Origin of the sequence: Streptomyces chengmaiensis, from assembly GCF_029846775.1 — a bacterium.
Lineage (GTDB): Bacteria > Actinomycetota > Actinomycetes > Streptomycetales > Streptomycetaceae > Streptomyces > Streptomyces chengmaiensis.
The window spans coordinates 61,682-80,359 of the sequence record NZ_JARWBG010000007.1 but is presented as its reverse complement, the minus strand read 5'-3'; the positions used below and the strand labels follow the sequence as shown (position 1 = coordinate 80,359).

Sequence of the window (18,678 nt, the reverse complement as noted above, 5' to 3'; positions counted from 1 at the left end):
GCACGGGCCGCCACGGGGGCCGAGGCATGCCGGAACGCGGTGCGGGCGCCGGGCCCCCCGCGGTCCGGCGCTCACACCGCTCGGCTTTCTGCCGACTTCAGCGCGCCTCCGTCCGCAGCACGGCTCCAGAGCCGCTCGGCGCCGGCTCAGTACCCGCGGTTCTGGTACGGGCGCTGGTACGGGTCCTCGTACGGCGAGGGGGCCGGGGCGGGCCGGGGGGTCGCGGGGCGCATCGCCTCATAGCCGGTCGCCATGGGGCGATGATGCTGGTGCGCTGCGGGCATGGGCTGCTGGGGGCCGGGGTAGCCACGCGGGGCCGAAGGCTGCTGGGGGATATGGGGCGCGGTCGCATGCTGCAGCGGAACGGGCTGCGGCATCGGCTGCGGATAGCCGTATGCGGGGGCGGGCTGGGGATGGGAGGGCGCCGACGGCAGGGCGGGAAGGGCCGCCGGGAGGGCAGGCAGATGGGTGTTGCCCGTGCTGCCCGAATCGTATGCGGAGGGCACTCGGATCGGGGCGATCTGAGGCGTGCCCCGCTCCGCGACCAGCGAGTCGTAGATCGGGGTGTCGGGGAACGACGGCGCGGAGTAGTAACCGCCGCCATAGGTGGAGCGGGGGGAGGTCATGGAACATAAGTTAAGCCCACGATGTGCTGGTTGGGGAGCCCGATAAGAGGGTTGTTTCGGTGGCTCCGTGTGACGGTGGATCCCCAATGCGAGCGAACGTGGGAAAAACGGTCGCCGGGAGACGTGCGGATCGTGTAAAGAGCGAGTTGAGAGAGGGTTACCGGCGGATGCACCCCGGGGGCGGGGAGACTCCAAGGACGGGAGCTGCCCCAGGGGACGGCCGCTTTCGCACAATAGGTTTGGCCGCGCAGGCGGCGACAGCGGCGACTGCGGCAGCGACGACAGGCGACGCCGCCGGCACACCAGGGGGCCCGCGGCGGCCGATTCGGTCTGGGGGCGAGAGAGGCATGTCCATGCTCAAGGGAGCCAACACTCCGGTGCCTGCGCAGCAGGTCCGTGTCGAGCTGTGCTGGCGTGCGGGGCCCGGCGTTCCGGATGTCGACGCCTCGGCCCTTCTCCTGGCGTCGGGAAAGGTCCGCTCCGACGCGGACTTCGTCTTCTGCGACCAGCCGTCGCACTCCTCGGGTGCGGTGCGGCACGAGGGCAAGACGACGACGGGCGGCGAGGGGCTCGACCGGGTTGCGGTCGACCTCCGGCGTGTCGAGCCCGAGATCGAGCGGGTCGTGCTCGCCGCCTCGGCGGACGGGGGCAGCTTTGGGCAGGTGCCGGGGCTCTGCATCAGAGTGCTGGACTCCGCCTCCGGCGCGGAACTCGCGCGCTACGACAGCCAGGACGCGACCGTCGAGACGGCCTTCGTCCTCGGCGAGCTCTACCGGCGGCAGGGCGCCTGGAAGTTCCGCGCGGTGGGGCAGGGCTACAGCTCCGGTCGCGAGGGACTGGCCACGGACTTCGGCATCACGGTGGACGAGCCGCAGGCCCCCGCGCCCGCCGCCGCACCTTCCGCCCCGGCTCCCTCGTCTGCCCCGGCTCCCTCTCCCACGCCGGTGATTCCGGCTGCCCCTGCCGCGCCCCCTGCGCCGCCCGCACCTCCCGCCCCGGCGGCGTCCACGGCTCCCGTACGGCTCACCAAGGTGACACTCACCAAGGACGCCCCGTCCGTCTCCCTGACCAAACAGGGCGGCATCTCCGGCGCGATGCGCGTCAACCTCAGCTGGCAGATGCGCAAACAGTTCCGCGGCTGGGCGGCGAAACTGCGGCGCGCGGTCGCCACGCACTCCGACCTCGATCTGGACCTCTGCGCCCTCTACGAACTGACCGACGGCCGCAAGGGCGTCGTCCAGGCCCTCGGCAACGCCTTCGGCGCGCTCCACCGGCCCCCGTACATCCACCTCGACGGCGACGACCGCACCGGCGGCTCGGCCGGCGAGAACCTCACCGTCAACCTGGACCACAAGGACAAGCTCCGCCGTGTCCTCATCTTCGTCACCATCTACGAGGGGGCGCGGAGCTTCGCCGACCTGGACGCACACGTCACACTCCAGCCGCAGCACGGCGCGCCCGTCGACTTCTCCCTCGGCGAGTGCGCCGTGCCCTCGCCCGTCTGCGCCCTCGCCCTCATCACCAACACCGGCTCCGACCTCGTCGTCCAGCGCGAGGCGCGCTTCCTCATCCCCGAGCGCGGCGTCAGCCCTCAGCGCACCGTCGACTACGCGTACGGCTGGGGCATGAGCTGGACGCCCGGCCGCAAATAGGGTGCCGCCGCCGGGGCTTCATCGGTCCGGCGCGGCGGGTTCGGGGCGGCTGTACGTCCGCCCCTTCCACGCCGCGCCGCGCCCCCGCCGGTGCGCCACGGCCGAGTCGACCGTCATCAGCAGATACAGCAGCGCCGTACACGGCAGCAGCAGCGCCCACAGCGGCGACTGGCCGTAGTAGCGCAGCATCGGCAGATATGTGCCGGCCATCACCGCCCACGCAGTGCCCCCGGCCCAGGCGGCGGGGGCGTCGCCCAGGAGCAGACCCGCGCACAGGGCCGCAGGCGGGGCCAGGTACACGACGGCGAGCCCGGCCACCGTGCCCGCCAGCAGCAGCGGGCTGTGCCGCAGTTGGGCATAGGCGCAGCGCGACACCATCCGCCACACATCGGCCAGCCGCGGGTAGGGCCGCACGCTGTCCACCGCCTCCGCGAGCCCCAGCCAGATCCGTCCCCCGGAGCGCTGCACCGCCCGCGCCAGCGACACATCGTCGATCACCGCCTCCCGGACGGACTCCGGGACGCCCGCCCGCTCGGCCGCCTCCGTCCGCAGCAGCACACAGCCCCCGGCCGCCGCGGCGGTCCGGGCCCGCGGCCGGTTGACCCACCGGAAGGGGTAGAGCTGCGCGAAGAAGTACACGAAAGCGGGAACGGTCAGCCGCTCCCAGGCGCAGGCGACGCGCAGCCGCGCCATCTGCGACACCAGATCGAGGCGACCGGTGCGCGCGGCGGCGGTCAGTTCCCGCAGGCTGTCCGGGCCGTGTGCGATGTCCGCGTCGGTGAGCAGCAGATACTCCGGCCCCTCGGCGACCGGCCTGCCCGCACGGGCCGCCTCGATGCCGTGCCGCAGCGCCCACAGCTTCCCCGTCCAGCCCGGCGGAGGCTCACCGGGGGACACCACCCGCAGCGGCAGCCCGCCGTACCGATCCGCCAGCGTGCGGGCCAGCTCGCCCGTGCCGTCCGAGCTGCCGTCGTCCACAAGAACGATCTCCGCTCTGCCCGGGTAGTCCTGAGCCAGCAGCGTCGGCAGACTGACCGGCAGCACCCCGGCCTCGTCCCGGGCGGGTACGACGACGGCCACATCCGGCCAGTCGGCGGGCGGTTCGCGGGGCGGCAGACGCTGATCGGTGCGCCAGAAGAAACCCTGGCCGAGCAGCAGCCACAGCCAGGCGGCCAGCGAGACGACGGCGGTCCATGCGAGGGCGCTCACCCGTCGCAGTCTGCCCCACAGGACAGCTCCCGCAAGGGCCGTCGACTATGGTGACCGGGTGAAGATCGCGCTTTTGGACTCCGGAATCGGCCTGCTGCCGGCGGCTGCCGCGGTGCGGCGGCTGCGGCCCGACGCGGATCTCGTGCTGTCCTGTGACCCCGGCGGCATGCCCTGGGGGCCGCGCACCCCCGAGGATCTGACCGAGCGCGCGCTGACCGTGGCCCGCGCGGCCGTCGCACAGCGCCCCGACGCGCTGATCGTCGCCTGCAACACCGCCTCCGTGCACGCCCTGCCCGCGCTGCGCGCCGAACTGGAGCCGGGCGTCCCCGTCATCGGCACCGTTCCCGCGATCAAGCCCGCGGCGGCCGGCGGCGGCCCCGTCGCCATCTGGGCCACGCCCGCCACCACGGGCAGCCCCTACCAGCGGGGGCTCATCCGCGACTTCGCCGACGGCGTCGAGGTGACCGAGGTGCCCTGCCCCGGCCTTGCGGACGCCGTGGAGCAGGGGGACGAGGCCGCGGTCGAGAGGGCCGTGGCCGCGGCCGCCGCGCTCACCCCCGACGCCGTCCGCGCCGTCGTCCTCGGCTGCACCCACTACGAGCTGGTCGCCGAAAGCATCCGTTCGGCGGTACGGCCCTCCATGGATCCGCCGCTCGTTCTGCACGGCTCGGCCGGCGCCGTGGCCGCGCAGGCGCTGCGCCGCCTCGGCGCGGAGCCCGACCCCGACGCCCCCCGGGGTGAGGCGTCGCTGACCGTCCTGCTCAACGGGCGGGAGGCCCCCCTCCCCGAGGCCGCTCTCGGCTATGCCGAAGGCCGTCTGCTGCGGACGGTCACTCCCGCGCACTGACCCGCGATCCTGAGTAACCTGCTTGCCATGAGGGACGACCCCCATGGCGTGAGGCGCGCCGCCGAGCCGCCCCTTCCCGCGATCTGGACCGGCCGCGCGACCAACCGTGTGCAGTGGCTGCTCTCCGCGGTGGGCGCGGCGTGTGTGGCACTCGGCGTCGAGCTGGCCGTGGTCTCGAACTGGACCTCCGGAGTCGCCCCGCTGCTGATGTCCGTGGTCGGGTGCGTGGCCGCCGGCCTGCTGATCATGTACGGGACGCTCGCCTTCGTCCATGTGGCCGTCACCGTCGACCACGAGTCGCTCGAGGTGCGGTGCGGCCACATGGGCCTGCCGCGCCGCCGCATCCTGCTCGCGCACGTGGTCGGCGCGGATTTCGTGCCCAAGGTCACCCCGCGCCAGTGGGGCGGCTGGGGGTACCGCTGGCGGCCGGAGAAGGGCACGGCCGTGGTCGTCCGCAGAGGCGAGGGCATGGCGGTCACGCTCGGCGACGGCAGAACGTTCACCGTGACGGTCGACGACGCGGCGACCGCGGTGCGCGTGATCCGGGCCCGCCTGGGCCTCGCCGCGGAGTCCTGACCGGGGGCTCCGCCCTCAGACCCCCGCGCCGCAGACTCCCCCAGCTACCTCCCCCAGACTCCGTCCGGGGGCGCCCCCACGGAGGCGCCCCCAGGGGGTACCCCCAGGGGGTACCCCTAGGGGGTACCCCCACGGAGGCGCCCCCAGGCGGGGCTTGATTCACGGGAGCGGAAGCCCCGGTTTCGGGAGGGGAGGGGTGGGGGACCTCCGAGCCCCCGGCCGACCGCCGTAGACTCCGCCACGTGAGCTCCACCATGACCGCCGTCGAGACTCCCCGGCCCTCCGCCACCGCGGACGCCCCGCTGCCGCGGCTGCTGCGGCGGCTCCCGCGGCCCGGCGCCGCCGCGCTCTCCGGGTTCCTGCTGTACGCCAGCTTCCCGCCCCGCCTCCTGTGGTGGCTCGCGCCGCTCGCGTTCGCCCTGCTCGGCTGGGCGCTGCACGGACGGCGGCTGCGCGCAGGCCTGGGGCTCGGCTACCTCGCAGGCCTCGGCTTTCTGCTGCCGCTGCTGATCTGGACGGGCGAGGAGGTCGGCCCCTTCCCCTGGCTGGCTCTCGCCGCGGTGGAGGCGCTGTTCATCGCCGTCGCCTGCATGGGCGTCGCCGCCGTCAGCCGGCTGCCCGCCTGGCCGCTGTGGGGCGCGGCCGCCTGGGTCGCGGGGGAGGCCCTCCGGGCGCGCGTGCCGTTCGGCGGCTTCCCCTGGGGGAAGATCGCATTCGGGCAGGCGGACGGCGTGTTCCTGCCGCTCGCGGCCCTCGGCGGGACGCCACTGCTCAGCTTCGCCGTCGTGCTCTGCGGCTTCGGGCTGTACGAGACCGTGCGCAGGGGCCTCGCCTTCCGCCGCACCGGTCTGCTGCCCCGCGGGGCGGCCGCCGCCGCGCTGGTGTCGCTCCTCGCCCCGTTCGCCGCCGCCTTCGCCGCCCTCCCCCTGGTCGACGACTCCGCGGAGGACGGCACGGCGACCGTCGCCGCGATCCAGGGCAACGTTCCGCGGCTGGGCCTGGACTTCAACGCGCAGCGCCGCGCGGTCCTCGACAACCACGCCCAGCGCACCGAGCAGCTGGCCGAGGACGTGGCGGCGGGCAAGGTCCCGCAGCCCGACTTCGTGCTGTGGCCGGAGAACTCCTCCGACCTCGACCCGTACCGCAATCCCGACGCCCGCACCGTCATCGACGAGGCGGTGCAGGCGATCGGCGCGCCGACCGTCGTGGGCGCGGTGGTCAGCCCCGAGACCGGCAGGCTCCGCAACACCCTCATCGAGTGGGACCCCGAGCGCGGCCCCGTCGACACCTATGACAAGCGCCATGTCCAGCCCTTCGGCGAGTACATCCCGCTGCGCTCCTTCGTGCGGATCTTCAGTGAGGACGTCGACCGGGTGCGCCGCGACTTCGGCCCCGGCCAGAAGGTCGGCGTCTTCGACCTGGCGGGCGCGAAGGTCGGGCTGGTCACCTGCTACGAGGCGGCCTTCGACGACGCCGCCCGGGACACCGTCGACCACGGCGCCCAGCTCATCTCCGTACCCAGCAACAACGCCACGTTCGGGCGCAGCGAGATGACCTACCAGCAGCTCGCGATGTCGCGGGTGCGGGCCGTCGAACACGGCAGATCGGTCGTCCTCCCGGTGACCAGCGGCGTCAGCGCGGTGATCATGCCGGACGGCGAGGTCGTGCAGCAGACCGAGATGTTCACCCCGGACGCCCTGGTCGCCGAGGTGCCGCTGCGCTCCTCGCTCACTCCCGCCACCTGGCTCGGCGTCTGGCCCGAGGCGGCCCTGCTCCTGGTGGCCGCCGGAGGAATCGGCTGGGCCGCCGGCGGTGCGGTGAAGGCCCGTCGGCGCGAGCACGCCGAAGGCTAGTCTCGGGCCATGCCGACCCCTGACTTCATCCGCGCGATCCGGGCCAGCGCCGGGCATCAGCTGCTGTTCCTCCCCGGCGTCAGCGCCGTCGTCCTCGACGACGCGGGCCGGGTGCTACTGGGCAGACGCGCCGACACCGGCAACTGGTCGATCATCGGTGGAATCCCGGAGCCGGGCGAGGAGCCCGCAGCGACGGCGGTCCGCGAGGTGTACGAGGAGACCGCGGTGCGCTCCGTCGCCGAACGGGTCGTGCTCGTCCAGGCGTTCCAGAAGCCGATCACGTACCCCAACGGCGACCGGTGCCAGTTCATGGACATCACCTTCCGGTGCCGGGCGACCGGCGGCGAGGCGCGGGTCAACGACGAGGAGTCCCTGGACGTCGGGTGGTTCCCGGTGGACGCGCTGCCGGAGCTGCAGGAGTTCGCCGTGTTCCGGATCAAACAGGCGCTGGCGGACGGCCCCGCCTGGTTCCAGCCCGCGGAGCGCTGACGTACGGAAGCCGGGCCGTACCGCCGGATCGGGCGGCGGGCCCCGGGAACCCGGCCAGGGAGCAGCTCCGCTGCGAGGACTTCAGGCCGTCTTGCGGTCTCCCCCCGCAGCCCTTCGGGCGCGGGGTCGCCCCCGGCGCCGGACGACGCTCCTTGACGGGCAGGCACTGCCGGTCGCGGCACTAACCTGGGAACGGTGACCGGGGCGCGCTCTCCCGAGGACCTCGTGCGGACCCTTCGAGCGGTCGGCATCCGCGACGAGCGGCTGCTCCGGGCCGTGCGCGACACGCCGCGGAGCGGGTTCGTCCCCGCCGAGCACGCCGCCCTCGCCTATGAGGACGTGCCCGTCCCGATCGGGCACGGGCAAGTGACCACGCAGCCCTCGTTGTCCGCCATGATGATCGAAGCCCTCGGCCTGCGCGGCGGTGAACACGTCCTCGAGATCGGCGGCGGTCTCGGATTCCAGACGGCGCTGCTCGCCCGTCTCGCCGCCGACGCGGTCAGTGTGGAGCTGCTGTCGGACGTCGCGGCACAGGCCCGGCGCAACCTCGCCCTGCAGGGCGTCCGCAATGTCGATCTGCGCGTCGGGGACGGCAGCGGGGGCGCGCCGGACCGTGCGCCGTACGACGCGGTCATCGTCTCGGCCGCGTTCCCCGAGGTGCCGCCCCCGCTCGCCGCGCAGATGATGATCGGCGGCCGCCTGGTGCAGCCCATCGGGCCGGGCGGACGGGAGGAGGTCGTGTGCTTCCGCCGCACGGAGTCCGGGCTGGCGCGGGTGCGCGTCCTCACGGCGGCCCGCTTCGTGCCTCTGCGGGGCCGGTACGGCTACCCCTCCTCCGGCCAGGGCGACGGATCAACGGGCGTCGTCATGCCCCCTCGGCGGTGAGCCGGCCGATGACCCGGACGACTTGCCGCCGGGTGGCCAGGCGGCGGGCGAGTCAGGCCATCACCCGGTGCATGCGGCCTGCGATGACGCTGGGGGCGGGTTCCTGCGGTCCAGGGCGGCCAGCGGGGTGCGGACGGCGTCGGCGGGCGAGGCGAGCCTGGTCCCTCCGGCGGCCTGCTCACCACGTGGCCCTGGATCCGGTGGTGCGCGCGCAACTCCGCGGCCGGCTCCTCCAGGCGGCCCCTGCGGCGGGCGACCAGCACCAGGCCGGAGCCGCGGGCGGCGAGTCGGCGGGCGAACTCGACCAGTGCCTCAGGGCGGTGCGCGGCCGCGGCTGAAGCGCACCTCCCCCGTGCCGTCGGCCCTCGGGGATCCCGCGCGCGGAGCGTCGCCGATGCGGCTCCGCGACATGTGCCCATGCCGTGAAGGGGATTTGGCGGGCTTATGGAGAAAATCTGGCGGACCTCGCCAGGATGAAGGACGTCCGCAGCCCCCGCTCCTGCGAAGGAGGTGCTCTGATGAAGAAGATCCAGATCCGCAAGGCCGGCCCGGTCCGTCTGACGTCCTCGGCCTGCAGCCTGTACACGAACCCCAACTGATCCCGGATCAGCTGAGTTCCGGGCCGCTGGCGTGCTGCCAGGGCCCCGGGCGCCGTCGTGTCCGCGGGAGAGCCCATGCGGTTCGGACCCCCGCGGTACGACGGCGCCACCGGCGGACGGTCGCCCGGCGCCGGGACCGGACCGCGAGCCGAGGGAGAACACATGGCGGAGCACGGCATCCGCGCCGATGCTGACACCCCGCTGACGCTCCACCCGCTGGTGTATCTGGAAGACGGCGGGGAAGTCACCATCGGGCGTCCCGACACCGACTCGTACGCGATCTTCCCGCCGGACGGGGCCCGGCTGGTGCGCCGACTGGCGGAAGGGGACACGCCGGCGCAGGCCTCCGACTGGTACGCCGCCGAGTACGGCGAGCGGGCCGACGTCCAGGACGTCGTCGACGCCCTGCGCGAACTGGGGTTCGTCCGGGAGGACGGCGAGGAAGCGGGCGCCCCGGAGCAGTTGCGCTGGCAGCGCCTCGGCCGGGCGCTGTTCTCGCCCCTCGCCTGGGTCTGCTACGCGGCGATCGTGGCCTGGGCGGCGCTGCGCATGATCCGCTCCCCGGACCTGGTCCCGACCGCCCAGGATCTGCTCTTCAGCGACTACTACGCGGTGATCAGCGTGGTGCTCCTGATCGCCGCCGTACCGCTCATCGCCATCCACGAGGCCTTCCACGCGCTGGCCGCACGCCGTCTCGGCGTGCGGTCCAGAACCCGGATGTCGTACCGGTTCTACTTCCTGGTGGTGGAGACGGCGCTGGACGGCCTGGTCGCCGTCGAACGGAGAAGGCGCTATCTGCCGATCATGGCCGGGATGCTGGCCGACTGCGTCCTGATCGCGCTGCTCATCACGGTGGCCGACGCGGCGCGCGGCCCCGGCGGAGCGGACACCTTCACCAGCCGGGTGTGCCTTGCGCTGGCCTTCGCGGCGGTGCTGCGGCTGCTGTGGCAGTTCTTCCTGTATCTGCGCACCGACGTCTATGTGCTGATCACCACCATGCTCGGCTGTGTGGATCTGCACACCACGTCCATTCGCCTGCTGCGCAACCGCGTTCTGCGGCTGCTCGGGCGGACCGGCCGACTGGCGGACGAGTCCCTGTTCCACCCCGTCGACCGCCGGGCGGCCCGCTGGTACTCCTGGCTGATCGTGGTCGGCTACACGGTAAGCCTCGGCACCTTCGTGCTCGCCCTCGCCCCGGTCCTGGTCCAGATGGTGTCGGGGGCGGTCGACCGCTTCGGCGCCGGGCAGCAGGCGAGCTGGGTCGGGCTCCTGGACTCCTCGGTCTTCCTCTTTCTGACGTTCGCGCAGCTCGCCCTCACCGTCTGGATCGCCGTCAGAGAACGCATCCGCGAACGGCGGTCCCGGCCCCACCACGTCATCGCCTGACGGACGCCCCCGAACGGCCCCGCTGTGAAAGGCAGGTTCATGACCGGCCACTACTGGATATCGGCGCCCCGGCGCCGCGAGCGCGACCGGCTGTGCGCCGGCGTCGAACTGCCCTCCCCGTCGGCGGCCGTGGACGCCCACCGGCGGCTGCGCGGTCCGTACTCCGCGGCCGGGGCGCTGCTGCGCCTGACGGCTCCCGAAGCGCTGCGCCGCCGCCCCGAACTGGCCGAGCGGCACTACATCGAACTCCAGGAGAGCACACCCGAGCTGCTTCCCCTGGTGCCGCCGATCGTGCGGGTCCTGGAGCAGAAGGCCAAAGCGCCGGGCCAGGCCAGCAGGTACCCGGCCCGGCTGCACTCGCTGCGGATCGCGCACGGCCTGGTGGACTTCCTGCTCGCCGCGCTGCCCGACGCCGACGGGGCCCCGCGCACCCTGGTCGTCGAGAACGTCCACCACGCCGACGTCACCGACCAGGAGTTCCTGGCGGCCGCGCTTCGGCGCATCCCCGCCGAACTGCTCACCCTCGTGGTGTGCACGGACACCCGGACCCCGGCCGACCCGCCGGGAATGCTCTCGGTCTCGCTGCCCAAGGCGCTCGCCGCGCACACCACCCGGGTCATCCGCCCGACAGCCGCACCCGCACCCGCACCCGCAGCCGCCGCGGCCTCGGCGCCGGAGCCGGCCGGCGACCGGGAGGCCGCAGCCCGCTATGTGGAGGGCGACTGCACCGACGACGACCCCGCGCTCCCCGCCGCGTACGAACGGATCTCCGCCGCCGAGCGCACGGCCCTCCACGACCGCAGGGCCGAGACCCTGCTCGCGCGGGCGGACGAGGAACCGTCGCTGAAGCTGGGCGCGCTGCCCTACCATCTGCTGCGCGGCGGCGACCGCGACGGCGCCGGGCTGGAGGCCCTGCGCTGGGCCCTGAGCCGCTGCAAGTATCTGGGCTTCTACCACGCCGCCGCCGAGCTCGGCGAGGACGGCCGACACCGGGTGGATCCCGCCGAACGCCCGGAGCTGTGGTGGACCTTCACCCGCGACACCTGCGTGTGCCTCGCCGCGGCGGGACGTCCGGAGGAGTCGGAGGCGGTACAGGAACAGGCGCGCGCCGCCACCGTCGTGCCCCTGCACCATATGAGCCTGGCCTATGAGACGGGCATGCTCTACGCCCGCCACTTCCCGCCCGAGCGGCGTGACGAGCGCCGCGCCAGGGCCTGGGTGAACCAGGCGATCGCGATATCGGATCTGCTGCCCGACCCCAAGGAGCGCGCTTTCTACTCGGTGTTCAACCGCAACGGGCTCGCCCTGGTGGAGGTCAGGGCCGGCCGGCACGACGAGGCGCTGCGGCTGCTCGACGAGGGAATGGCCCGGCTGGACCGGGAACTGGGCATCGGCGAGCGGACCTGGCACCGGGTGGGCCTGCGCTACAACCGGGCACAGGTGAACGGCATGAGCGGCCGGTCCGAGGACGCGCTCGCCGACTACGCCCAGATCATCGACGTGGACAGCGACTTCGCCGACCACTACTTCAACCGGGGCGGCATCCTGCGCGGACTCGGCCGGCTGGAGGAGGCCGTCGCCGACTACGAACGGGCGCTGACCCTGGAACCCCCCTTCCCCGAGGCGTACTACAACCGGGGCGACGCCCGGCTGGAACTCGGCGATGCCGAAGGGGCGCTGGCCGACTTCGACCGCACGCTGGAACTGGAGCCCGGCCATCCGGAGGCGCTGCTGGCGCGTGCGGGACTGCTGGCCGACCTCAAGGGCCCCGACGCCGCACTCGAGAGCGTCGCGGCGGGGCTGCGACAGGTCCCCGGCCACGCCCGTCTGCTCTGTCTGCAAGGACGCCTGCTGGGGGAGCAGGGCCGCCTCACCGAGGCCCGCGAGGCGCTGGCGGCGGCGCTGGGCAGCGATCCGCAGCTGGCCGAAGCCTGGGCGGTCAGGGGCGAACTGGCCTATCTGGACGGCGATCTGACGGCAGCCCTGTCCGACTTCGACCGCGCCGTGGAACTCGGCGACCGGCCCGAGTTCCGGTTCAACCGCGGCGTGGTCCACCAGGCCGCGGGCGGCTACCCGCGGGCCGTGGCCGACTTTGACGCCGTGCTGGAGGCCGCCGAGGACCCCGAGGCGCGCAGCCGCCGGGAGTCCTGTCTGCGCCGCGCCGCAGAGCGCGAGCAGGCTTAGGGGCGGGGCCGCATGGGGCTGGGGCAGCGGGAGACGGGTCTGGGACGGCGGGAGCAGACCGAGTCGGCGGAACGCTTCACCGAGGCGATGTCCCGCCTGGTGTCGGGCGTGGCGGTGGTATCCCTGCGGGGGGCCGACGGCCGGCCGTGCGGGCTGCTGGTGTCGTCGCTCTGCTCGTACAGCGTGGACCCGCCCTCGGTGCTCGTGGCGCTCGCCCGCAGCTCGCGCACCTGCCGCGAGCTGGGGACCGGGGCGGGCGCCGCCTTCGGCGTCCATCTGCTGGCCCGTACGGACGCCGCCCTGGCCCGGGTCTTCGCGGGCAGCGCCGAGGACAAGTTCGCCGATGCGCTGTGGGAGTGGGACGGGGAGGTGCCGCGCCTCGCGGATGTGCCCGTCTACGTCAAGTGCCGGGCGGACGCGCTGTTCCCGCACGGCGACCATGTCATCGTGGTGGGCGAGGCGGTGCACTGCGTGCTCAAGGAGGGCGAGCCTCTGGTGTACTTCCACCGCCGCCTGGACTGGCGTCTTGGCCGCGCCCTGCCCGGCCCGCCGGACTGACCCGCCGCCGCGCCCGCCGCGCTTCGGCGGCCGCCGCCCGGCTCCGGGGCCCTCGCCCCGCCCGGACGGCCCCTCGGGTCGGACCGGCCTCGGCGTACGGCCTCAGCAACGGCCGGCCGCCGGCTGGAGCGTACGGGCGCCGCACCGCTCATGGCCGGCGTTGCCCGGGAGGGCCCCGGTCAGCAGGGCCTGCTGGGTGCTCCTGAGGCCGGGGCCCGGCTCGATCCCAGTGTTCTCCACCACCGTGCGCCGGGCCCGCGCATACGCGTCCAGGGCCTCCGCGAGGCGTCCGGTCGCGGCGAGGGCCAGCATCAGCTGCTCGTGGAAGCCCTCGCGCAGTGGGTGACGTGCGCAGAGCTCCTCGAGTTCGCCCACCACCTCGTGCGCCCGGCCCCGGCAGATGTCCGCGCCGACCCGGTCGTGGACCAGCGCCAGGCGCTCCTCCTCCAGCCGTACCGCGTAGTGGGCGGGGAGGCCGCTCTGGCCCAGATCGCCGAGGGGGGTGCCCCGCCACAGGGCCAACGCCTGCCGAAACGATTCCGTGGCCGCCGGGCAGTCACCGGCGGCCATCAGCTCCCGGCCGTGGGCGGCCGCCGCCCGGAACCGGTCCAGATCCAGCTCACCCGGTCGTACGCACAGCAGATAGCCGGAGCCGGAGGTGCGGAGCAGCGGATGCCGTCGGGGGTCGCGGCCCTCGCGGCTGTGCCCGGGGTCCAGCGTCCGGCGCAGCCCCGACACATACATCTGCAGCGTCGCCACCGCCGACCGGGGAGGCCGGCCGCCCCACAGTTCGTCGATCAGGGCGTCCACCGGGAACGACCGGTTCGCGTGGAGCAGCAGCAGCGCCAGCAGCGCGCGCCGCTTGCGCGCCGTGGGGGTGCACGGCACACCCGCCCGCCGGACCTCCAGCGGGCCCAGGACCAGATACGTCGGCGTTTGCGGCCCGCCCGCCTCGCCGTCGGCGCTCCGAGCGCAGTCCGGCAGAGAGCCGTATCCGTCATGAGAAGTCAAGCCCGCCGTAGGTCTGGTCCGCTTGGCCAACACTGATCTGCCACCCCCGCGATGCCGGCGCCCGCGGGCGCGCTTTCCTGTCGGTCGACTGGTCGTCGGGATCTCGCACACGTATGCCATAGATAAGGGATCGGCTGAGGGGTGTCACCGGCGCGAATAAGCCAACTCACAGGCATCAGACGTGTGTCGGCGCTCAAAAACCCCAGCGGAGCGGTTGCGGAACAGAAGGCTCCAGCCAGTCGGCCCATCGGCTGCCGCCGTGTGCGAGGAGCCCGGCGGGCGGCGCGGGCGGTCCGTCGGGCCCCGCTCCCGTCCGGCTGCACGGACAGCCAGATCCGGTCGGGCAGGATGCGTGCGGCCCGGCCGAGATCGACGTCGTATGTGCCGGCCGGCCACCGGCGCGCGGTCTCGACGACGGGGCCGAGGACCAGCACCCCGATCACCGGCTCGGGCAGGGCGGCGACCTCTCCCGCGGCGACCCGCCGCCGCAGCCGACCATGACATCCCGTTGAGGCCCGGAGAGCGACTGACTGAGCGACCGTCATGGCATGATTTCGCCAGCGATGATGAGTTTTGATCAGAAGTGTTCTCCTGTGCGGACACCCGCGACGGATCGTTCGCAGGAACCCCCACGAGACGAGGAGAGGCAGCATGCCGGGACAGATCGCGGTCGGCGTGGACGGCTCCGACGAGAGCCTGGCGGCGGTGGACTGGGCCGCGGACGAGGCCGCCCTGCGGGACGCCGGACTGCGGCTGGTCAACGCCTCGCTCTGGCAGGAGCATCCGATCGTCGCCGTACAGCCCGCCCGTGACGAACTGGCCCAGCGGGCGCGGAGTCTGCTCGACGAGATGGAGGAGCGGGCGCGGTCGCGCAGGCCCGGGCTTGCCACGACCGCCGAGGAGATCGAGGACGCTCCCACCCGCGTGCTCCTGGCCGCGGGCGCCGACGCCGAGATGCTGGTGCTGGGCTCCCACGGCTTCGGCGCGGCCGGCGGCTTTCTCTTCGGCTCGGTGGGGCAGGAGGTCGTGGCGCAGGCCGAGCGGCCGGTCGTGCTCGTGCGGCACGGTGACGGGACGCGTCCCGGAGAGCCCGGCGACGGCCGGGTGGTCCTCGGACTGGATCTGAAGCACCCTGCGGACGAGGTGATCGACTTCGCCGCCGACTTCGCGGCCCGCCACTCCGCGCCGCTGCACATCGTGCACAGCTGGCGGCTGGCCGCCCTCCACCACAGGGCCGTCGCGGAGAGCGACGCGGGGGCGAAGGCGGAGCAGCAGCTGACGACGGCAGTCTCGGACGCCGTACGCCCGTACCGCGACCGTTTCCCCCAGATGGCGGTGGACGAGCAGGTGGTGTCCGGGCGGTCGGGCCGGCGCCTCGTGGAGGCGGCCGCCGGGGCGCGGCTGGTGGTCGTGGGCCGCCACCGCGGGCATGAGCCGCGAACGCACATCGGCTCCACCACGCACGCCGTGATCCACCACGCCCCGTGCCCCGTCGCCGTCGTCCCGCACGGCTGACCGGGCCCGCCCGCCCGCCCGCGCCGGGCCCGGGGCCGCGGGCGGCGGGCAGATGGCGTACGGCGGAGCCCCGTGCGGGTGCGGGTGCGGGCGATGCGGCATGTACTGGAAGTGCCCGTGTCCGCCCGAGCAACGGAAAGCGCCCATGACCGACCTGGACACTCTGTCGGTGAACACCATCCGCGGCCTGTGCATGGACGCGATCCAGCAGGCCGAGTCCGGCCATCCGGGTACCCCGATGGGGATCGCGCCCGTCGCGTACACGCTGTGGCAGAGATTCCTCCGCTTTGACCCCCGGGACCCCATCTGGCCCAACCGCGACCGCTTCGTGCTGTCCGAAGGCCATGCCTCCGCACTGCTGTGGTCCCTGCTGCATCTGACCGGTGTACGGGCCGTCGACCCGGACTACGAGATCCTGGGGCGCGCCTCGGTGACGCTCGACGACCTCAAGAGCTTCCGGCAGCTCGACTCCCGCTGTCCCGGGCACCCCGAGTACCGCTGGACCAGCGGGGTCGAGACCACCACCGGCCCCCTCGGCCAGGGCGTCGCCACCTCCGTCGGCATGGCGATGGCGGGCCGCTGGCTCGCCGCCCGGTACAACAAGGAGGACTTCGAGCTCTTCGACTACGACGTCTACGCGCTCGCCGGAGACGGCTGCATGATGGAGGGCGTCTCCTCCGAGGCCGCTTCCCTCGCCGGACACCACGGACTGTCCAACCTGTGCTGGATCTACGACTCCAACCGGGTGACGATCGAGGGCCATACCGGCATCACCTTCACCGAGGACGTCGCCGCCCGCTTCCTCGCCTACGGCTGGAACGTCACCACCGTCTCCGACGCCAACGACCTCGACGCCGCGGCACGCGCCTTCCACGCCTTCCATGCCGAGACCGAGCGCCCCACCCTCATCCTGGTGCACAGCCACATCGGCTACGGCTCCCCCGTGGAGGACTCCCCGAAGGCCCACGGTGCGCCGTTCGGGGCGGCGGGGGTACGGGAGACCAAACGCTTCCTCGGCATGCCGCCTGACGAGACCTTCCACATCCCCGACGGCGTGCGGGACTGGTTCGACCGGGGCATCGGCGCACGCGGAGCGGAGCTGCGCGGCGCGTGGGAGAAGCAGCTCGACGCCTACCGCGCCGCCTGGCCCGGCCTGGCCGACGAACTGGACCGCATCCAGCGCCGTGAACTGCCCGACGGCTGGGACGGCGACCTGCCCGACTTCCCCGCCGACCCCAAGGGGATCGCCAGCCGAGACTCCTCGGGACAGGTGCTCAACGCCCTCGCCCAGAAGGTGCCCTGGCTGCTCGGCGGCTCGGCCGACCTGTCGCCGTCGACCAAGACCCGCCTCACCTTCGGCGGCGCGGGCGACTTCCAGCCCGACGAGCCCTCCGGGCGCAACCTCCACCTCGGCATCCGCGAGCACGCGGCGGCGGCCGTCGCCAACGGCATGGCGCTGACCAAACTCCGCCCGTACTGGTCCGGATTCCTGATCTTCTCCGACTACGCCAAGGCGGCCATCCGGCTGTCGGCCCTGATGGAGATCCCCGTCATCCACGTCTTCACCCACGACTCCATCGGAGTGGGCGAGGACGGCCCCACCCACCAGCCCGTAGAGCAGCTCGCCGGACTGCGCGCCATGCCCGGTCTCCTCGTCTTCCGCCCCTGCGACGCGGGCGAGGTGACCGAGACCTGGCGGACCGTCACGGCACTGCGCCGCGAGCCGGCCGCGCTGGTCCTCTCCCGGCAGGCCCTGCCGACGCTCGACCGCTCGCGGCTCGCGCCCGCCTCCGGCCTGGCCCAAGGCGCGTACGTCCTCGCCGACGCGCCCGACGGGCAACCGGACGTCATCCTGCTGGCCACCGGCTCCGAAGTCTCCCTCGCGCTGTCCGCCCGCGAGGAACTCGCCGGAGACGGCATCGCCGCCAGGGTCGTCAGCATGCCCTGCTGGGAACTGTTCGACCGCCAGCCCAAGGAGTACCGGGACCGGGTGCTGCCGCCCGCCGTCACCGCTCGGGTGGGCGTCGAGCAGGCCTCTGCCTTCGGCTGGGACCGGTACGTGGGCGACCGGGGGATCGTCATCGGCATGCACACCTACGGCGCGTCGGCCCCGCTGAAGCATCTGCTGACCAAGTTCGGCTTCACTCCCGAGAGAGTCGCCCAGGCCGCACGCGAACTGGTCGCCGAGCGGCAGGGGGTGGCGGTGTGAAAGCGACCGAGACCCTGCGCGAGCACGGCCAGAGTCTGTGGCTCGACAACATCACCCGCGGCATGCTCGACTCGGGGAAGATCCAGCACTACATCGACGCGTACTCCGTCACCGGCCTCACCTCGAACCCGTCCATCTTCGACAAGGCCATCGCCTCCGGCGACTACGACAGCGCCATCGCGGAGCTGTCGGCGCGCGGACACTCCGGCGAGGAGCTGTTCTTTGAACTGGCCCTGGAAGACCTGCGCCGGGCGGCGGATCTGTTCCTGCCCGTCCACGACCGCACCGACGGCGTCGACGGCTGGGTCTCCCTGGAGGTGTCCCCCGACCTCGCCCACGACACCCGGGCGACTGTGCGGGCCGCGAAGGACCTGCATGCCCGCGCAGGCCGACGCAACCTCTTCATCAAGATCCCCGGCACCCCGGAAGGACTCCCGGCGATCACCGAGTGCATCGCCGCCGGCGTGCCCGTCAACGTCACCCTGCTGTTCTCCGCCGACCACTACCGCGCAGCCGCGAACGCCTTCCTCGAGGGGGCCGAGCGGCGTGTCGCGGCCGGTCTGGACCCAGCCGTCGGCTCGGTCGCCTCGGTTTTCATGTCCCGCTGGGACGTCGCCGTCGCCGACCGGGCGCCGCAGGAGCTCCAGGACCGGCTGGGGCTCGCCGTGGGGCTCGACGTCTACCGCGCCTACCGCACGCTGTCCGACTCCGACCGGGTGCGGCGCCTGCAGAACGCGGGCATGCGGATGCAGCGGCTCCTGTGGGCCAGCACCCGCACCAAGGACCCGGAAGCCCCCGACACGCTGTACGTCCACGGGCTGGCCGCGCCGTTCACCGTCAACACCATGCCCGACGCAACCCTGGAGGCCTTCCACGACCACGGAGAGGTCGACCGGCCCCTTCCGGCCGACGGCGGCGACTGCGACGAGACGCTCGGCCGGTTCGCCGCCGCGGGCGTCGACCTCCAGGCGCTCGCCTCCCGCCTCCAGAACGAGGGCGCGGCGTCCTTCGTCGCCTCCTGGCGTGACCTGATGGCCCGCATCACCGCACAGAGCTCCGCCCTCACCTGAGACCCGCAA

The 18,678-nt window shown here is 73.4% G+C and carries 16 protein-coding genes; 13 read left to right on the top strand and 3 right to left on the bottom strand.

Annotation, left to right across the window (positions count from 1 at the left end; translation table 11 throughout):
* Positions 1-146: 146 nt before the first annotated feature.
* Positions 147-626: a DUF6643 family protein gene (locus QCN29_RS08860; RefSeq protein WP_279927176.1), complete on the bottom strand. Its 480-nt coding sequence runs from the start codon at positions 624-626 to the stop codon at positions 147-149.
* Between the two features lie 347 nt (positions 627-973).
* Here QCN29_RS08860 and QCN29_RS08855 point away from each other — a divergent pair, with 347 nt between their 5' ends.
* Positions 974-2,278 (top strand): TerD family protein, encoded by a 1,305-nt coding sequence (locus QCN29_RS08855; protein ID WP_279927175.1) that lies wholly within the window; start codon positions 974-976, stop codon positions 2,276-2,278.
* 18 nt (positions 2,279-2,296) lie between these two features.
* On the opposite strand, the gene QCN29_RS08850 is transcribed toward QCN29_RS08855, so the two are convergent.
* On the bottom strand, positions 2,297-3,487 hold the full coding sequence (locus QCN29_RS08850) for a glycosyltransferase (RefSeq protein ID WP_279927174.1): 1,191 nt from the start codon (positions 3,485-3,487) through the stop codon (positions 2,297-2,299).
* A 58-nt stretch (positions 3,488-3,545) separates the two neighbouring features.
* Here QCN29_RS08850 and QCN29_RS08845 point away from each other — a divergent pair, with 58 nt between their 5' ends.
* The 9 genes from QCN29_RS08845 (at position 3,546) to QCN29_RS08805 (ending at position 12,864) form a co-directional block, all read left to right on the top strand.
* Positions 3,546-4,334 carry a glutamate racemase gene (locus QCN29_RS08845; protein ID WP_279927173.1) on the top strand — a complete coding sequence of 263 codons (789 nt, stop codon included), beginning with the start codon at positions 3,546-3,548 and terminating at the stop codon, positions 4,332-4,334.
* Between the two features lie 27 nt (positions 4,335-4,361).
* Entirely contained in the window at positions 4,362-4,910 is a 549-nt protein-coding gene (locus tag QCN29_RS08840) for a hypothetical protein (RefSeq protein WP_279927172.1), read from the top strand.
* Between the two features lie 242 nt (positions 4,911-5,152).
* Positions 5,153-6,763, top strand: coding sequence for an apolipoprotein N-acyltransferase (gene lnt, locus QCN29_RS08835; RefSeq protein ID WP_398859158.1), 1,611 nt, complete (start codon positions 5,153-5,155; stop codon positions 6,761-6,763).
* A gap of 9 nt (positions 6,764-6,772) precedes the next feature.
* The gene (locus tag QCN29_RS08830) at positions 6,773-7,252 is read left to right on the top strand and encodes an NUDIX hydrolase (protein WP_240134675.1); all 480 of its coding nucleotides are present in this window, start codon (positions 6,773-6,775) and stop codon (positions 7,250-7,252) included.
* Positions 7,253-7,447: 195 nt separating this feature from the next.
* Positions 7,448-8,137 (top strand): protein-L-isoaspartate(D-aspartate) O-methyltransferase, encoded by a 690-nt coding sequence (locus tag QCN29_RS08825; RefSeq protein WP_279927171.1) that lies wholly within the window; start codon positions 7,448-7,450, stop codon positions 8,135-8,137.
* Between the two features lie 185 nt (positions 8,138-8,322).
* Entirely contained in the window at positions 8,323-8,475 is a 153-nt protein-coding gene (locus tag QCN29_RS08820) for a hypothetical protein (protein WP_279927170.1), read from the top strand.
* A 336-nt stretch (positions 8,476-8,811) separates the two neighbouring features.
* Positions 8,812-10,122 carry a hypothetical protein gene (locus QCN29_RS08815; RefSeq protein WP_279927169.1) on the top strand — a complete coding sequence of 437 codons (1,311 nt, stop codon included), beginning with the start codon at positions 8,812-8,814 and terminating at the stop codon, positions 10,120-10,122.
* Between the two features lie 39 nt (positions 10,123-10,161).
* A complete protein-coding gene (locus QCN29_RS08810) occupies positions 10,162-12,306 on the top strand; it encodes a tetratricopeptide repeat protein (protein ID WP_279927168.1) in 2,145 nt (714 codons plus the stop codon).
* Positions 12,307-12,318: 12 nt separating this feature from the next.
* On the top strand, positions 12,319-12,864 hold the full coding sequence (locus QCN29_RS08805) for a flavin reductase family protein (protein WP_279927167.1): 546 nt from the start codon (positions 12,319-12,321) through the stop codon (positions 12,862-12,864).
* A gap of 102 nt (positions 12,865-12,966) precedes the next feature.
* Here QCN29_RS08805 and QCN29_RS08800 read toward each other — a convergent pair whose 3' ends face one another.
* Complete coding sequence (locus QCN29_RS08800; RefSeq protein WP_279927166.1) at positions 12,967-13,875, bottom strand: AfsR/SARP family transcriptional regulator; 909 nt, start codon at positions 13,873-13,875, stop codon at positions 12,967-12,969.
* A 651-nt stretch (positions 13,876-14,526) separates the two neighbouring features.
* Here QCN29_RS08800 and QCN29_RS08795 point away from each other — a divergent pair.
* The 3 genes from QCN29_RS08795 (at position 14,527) to tal (ending at position 18,669) form a co-directional block, all read left to right on the top strand.
* Complete coding sequence (locus QCN29_RS08795; RefSeq protein ID WP_279927165.1) at positions 14,527-15,390, top strand: universal stress protein; 864 nt, start codon at positions 14,527-14,529, stop codon at positions 15,388-15,390.
* 145 nt (positions 15,391-15,535) lie between these two features.
* Positions 15,536-17,599, top strand: coding sequence for a transketolase (gene tkt / locus QCN29_RS08790; RefSeq protein WP_279927164.1), 2,064 nt, complete (start codon positions 15,536-15,538; stop codon positions 17,597-17,599).
* Positions 17,596-18,669: a transaldolase gene (tal, locus tag QCN29_RS08785; RefSeq protein WP_279927163.1), complete on the top strand. Its 1,074-nt coding sequence runs from the start codon at positions 17,596-17,598 to the stop codon at positions 18,667-18,669. Before tkt ends, tal begins: the two co-directional genes overlap by 4 nt.
* Positions 18,670-18,678 lie beyond the last annotated feature (9 nt).

Coding starts and splice junctions, on each gene's coding strand:
- QCN29_RS08840 (WP_279927172.1), top strand. CDS start 4,362: ATGAGGGACGACCCCCATGGCGTGAGGCGCGCCGCCGAGCCGCCCCTT.
- QCN29_RS08815 (WP_279927169.1), top strand. CDS start 8,812: ATGCGGTTCGGACCCCCGCGGTACGACGGCGCCACCGGCGGACGGTCG.
- QCN29_RS08855 (WP_279927175.1), top strand. CDS start 974: ATGTCCATGCTCAAGGGAGCCAACACTCCGGTGCCTGCGCAGCAGGTC.
- QCN29_RS08810 (WP_279927168.1), top strand. CDS start 10,162: ATGACCGGCCACTACTGGATATCGGCGCCCCGGCGCCGCGAGCGCGAC.
- QCN29_RS08860 (WP_279927176.1), bottom strand. CDS start 626: ATGACCTCCCCCCGCTCCACCTATGGCGGCGGTTACTACTCCGCGCCG.
- QCN29_RS08830 (WP_240134675.1), top strand. CDS start 6,773: ATGCCGACCCCTGACTTCATCCGCGCGATCCGGGCCAGCGCCGGGCAT.
- tkt (WP_279927164.1), top strand. CDS start 15,536: ATGACCGACCTGGACACTCTGTCGGTGAACACCATCCGCGGCCTGTGC.
- QCN29_RS08795 (WP_279927165.1), top strand. CDS start 14,527: ATGCCGGGACAGATCGCGGTCGGCGTGGACGGCTCCGACGAGAGCCTG.
- QCN29_RS08805 (WP_279927167.1), top strand. CDS start 12,319: ATGGGGCTGGGGCAGCGGGAGACGGGTCTGGGACGGCGGGAGCAGACC.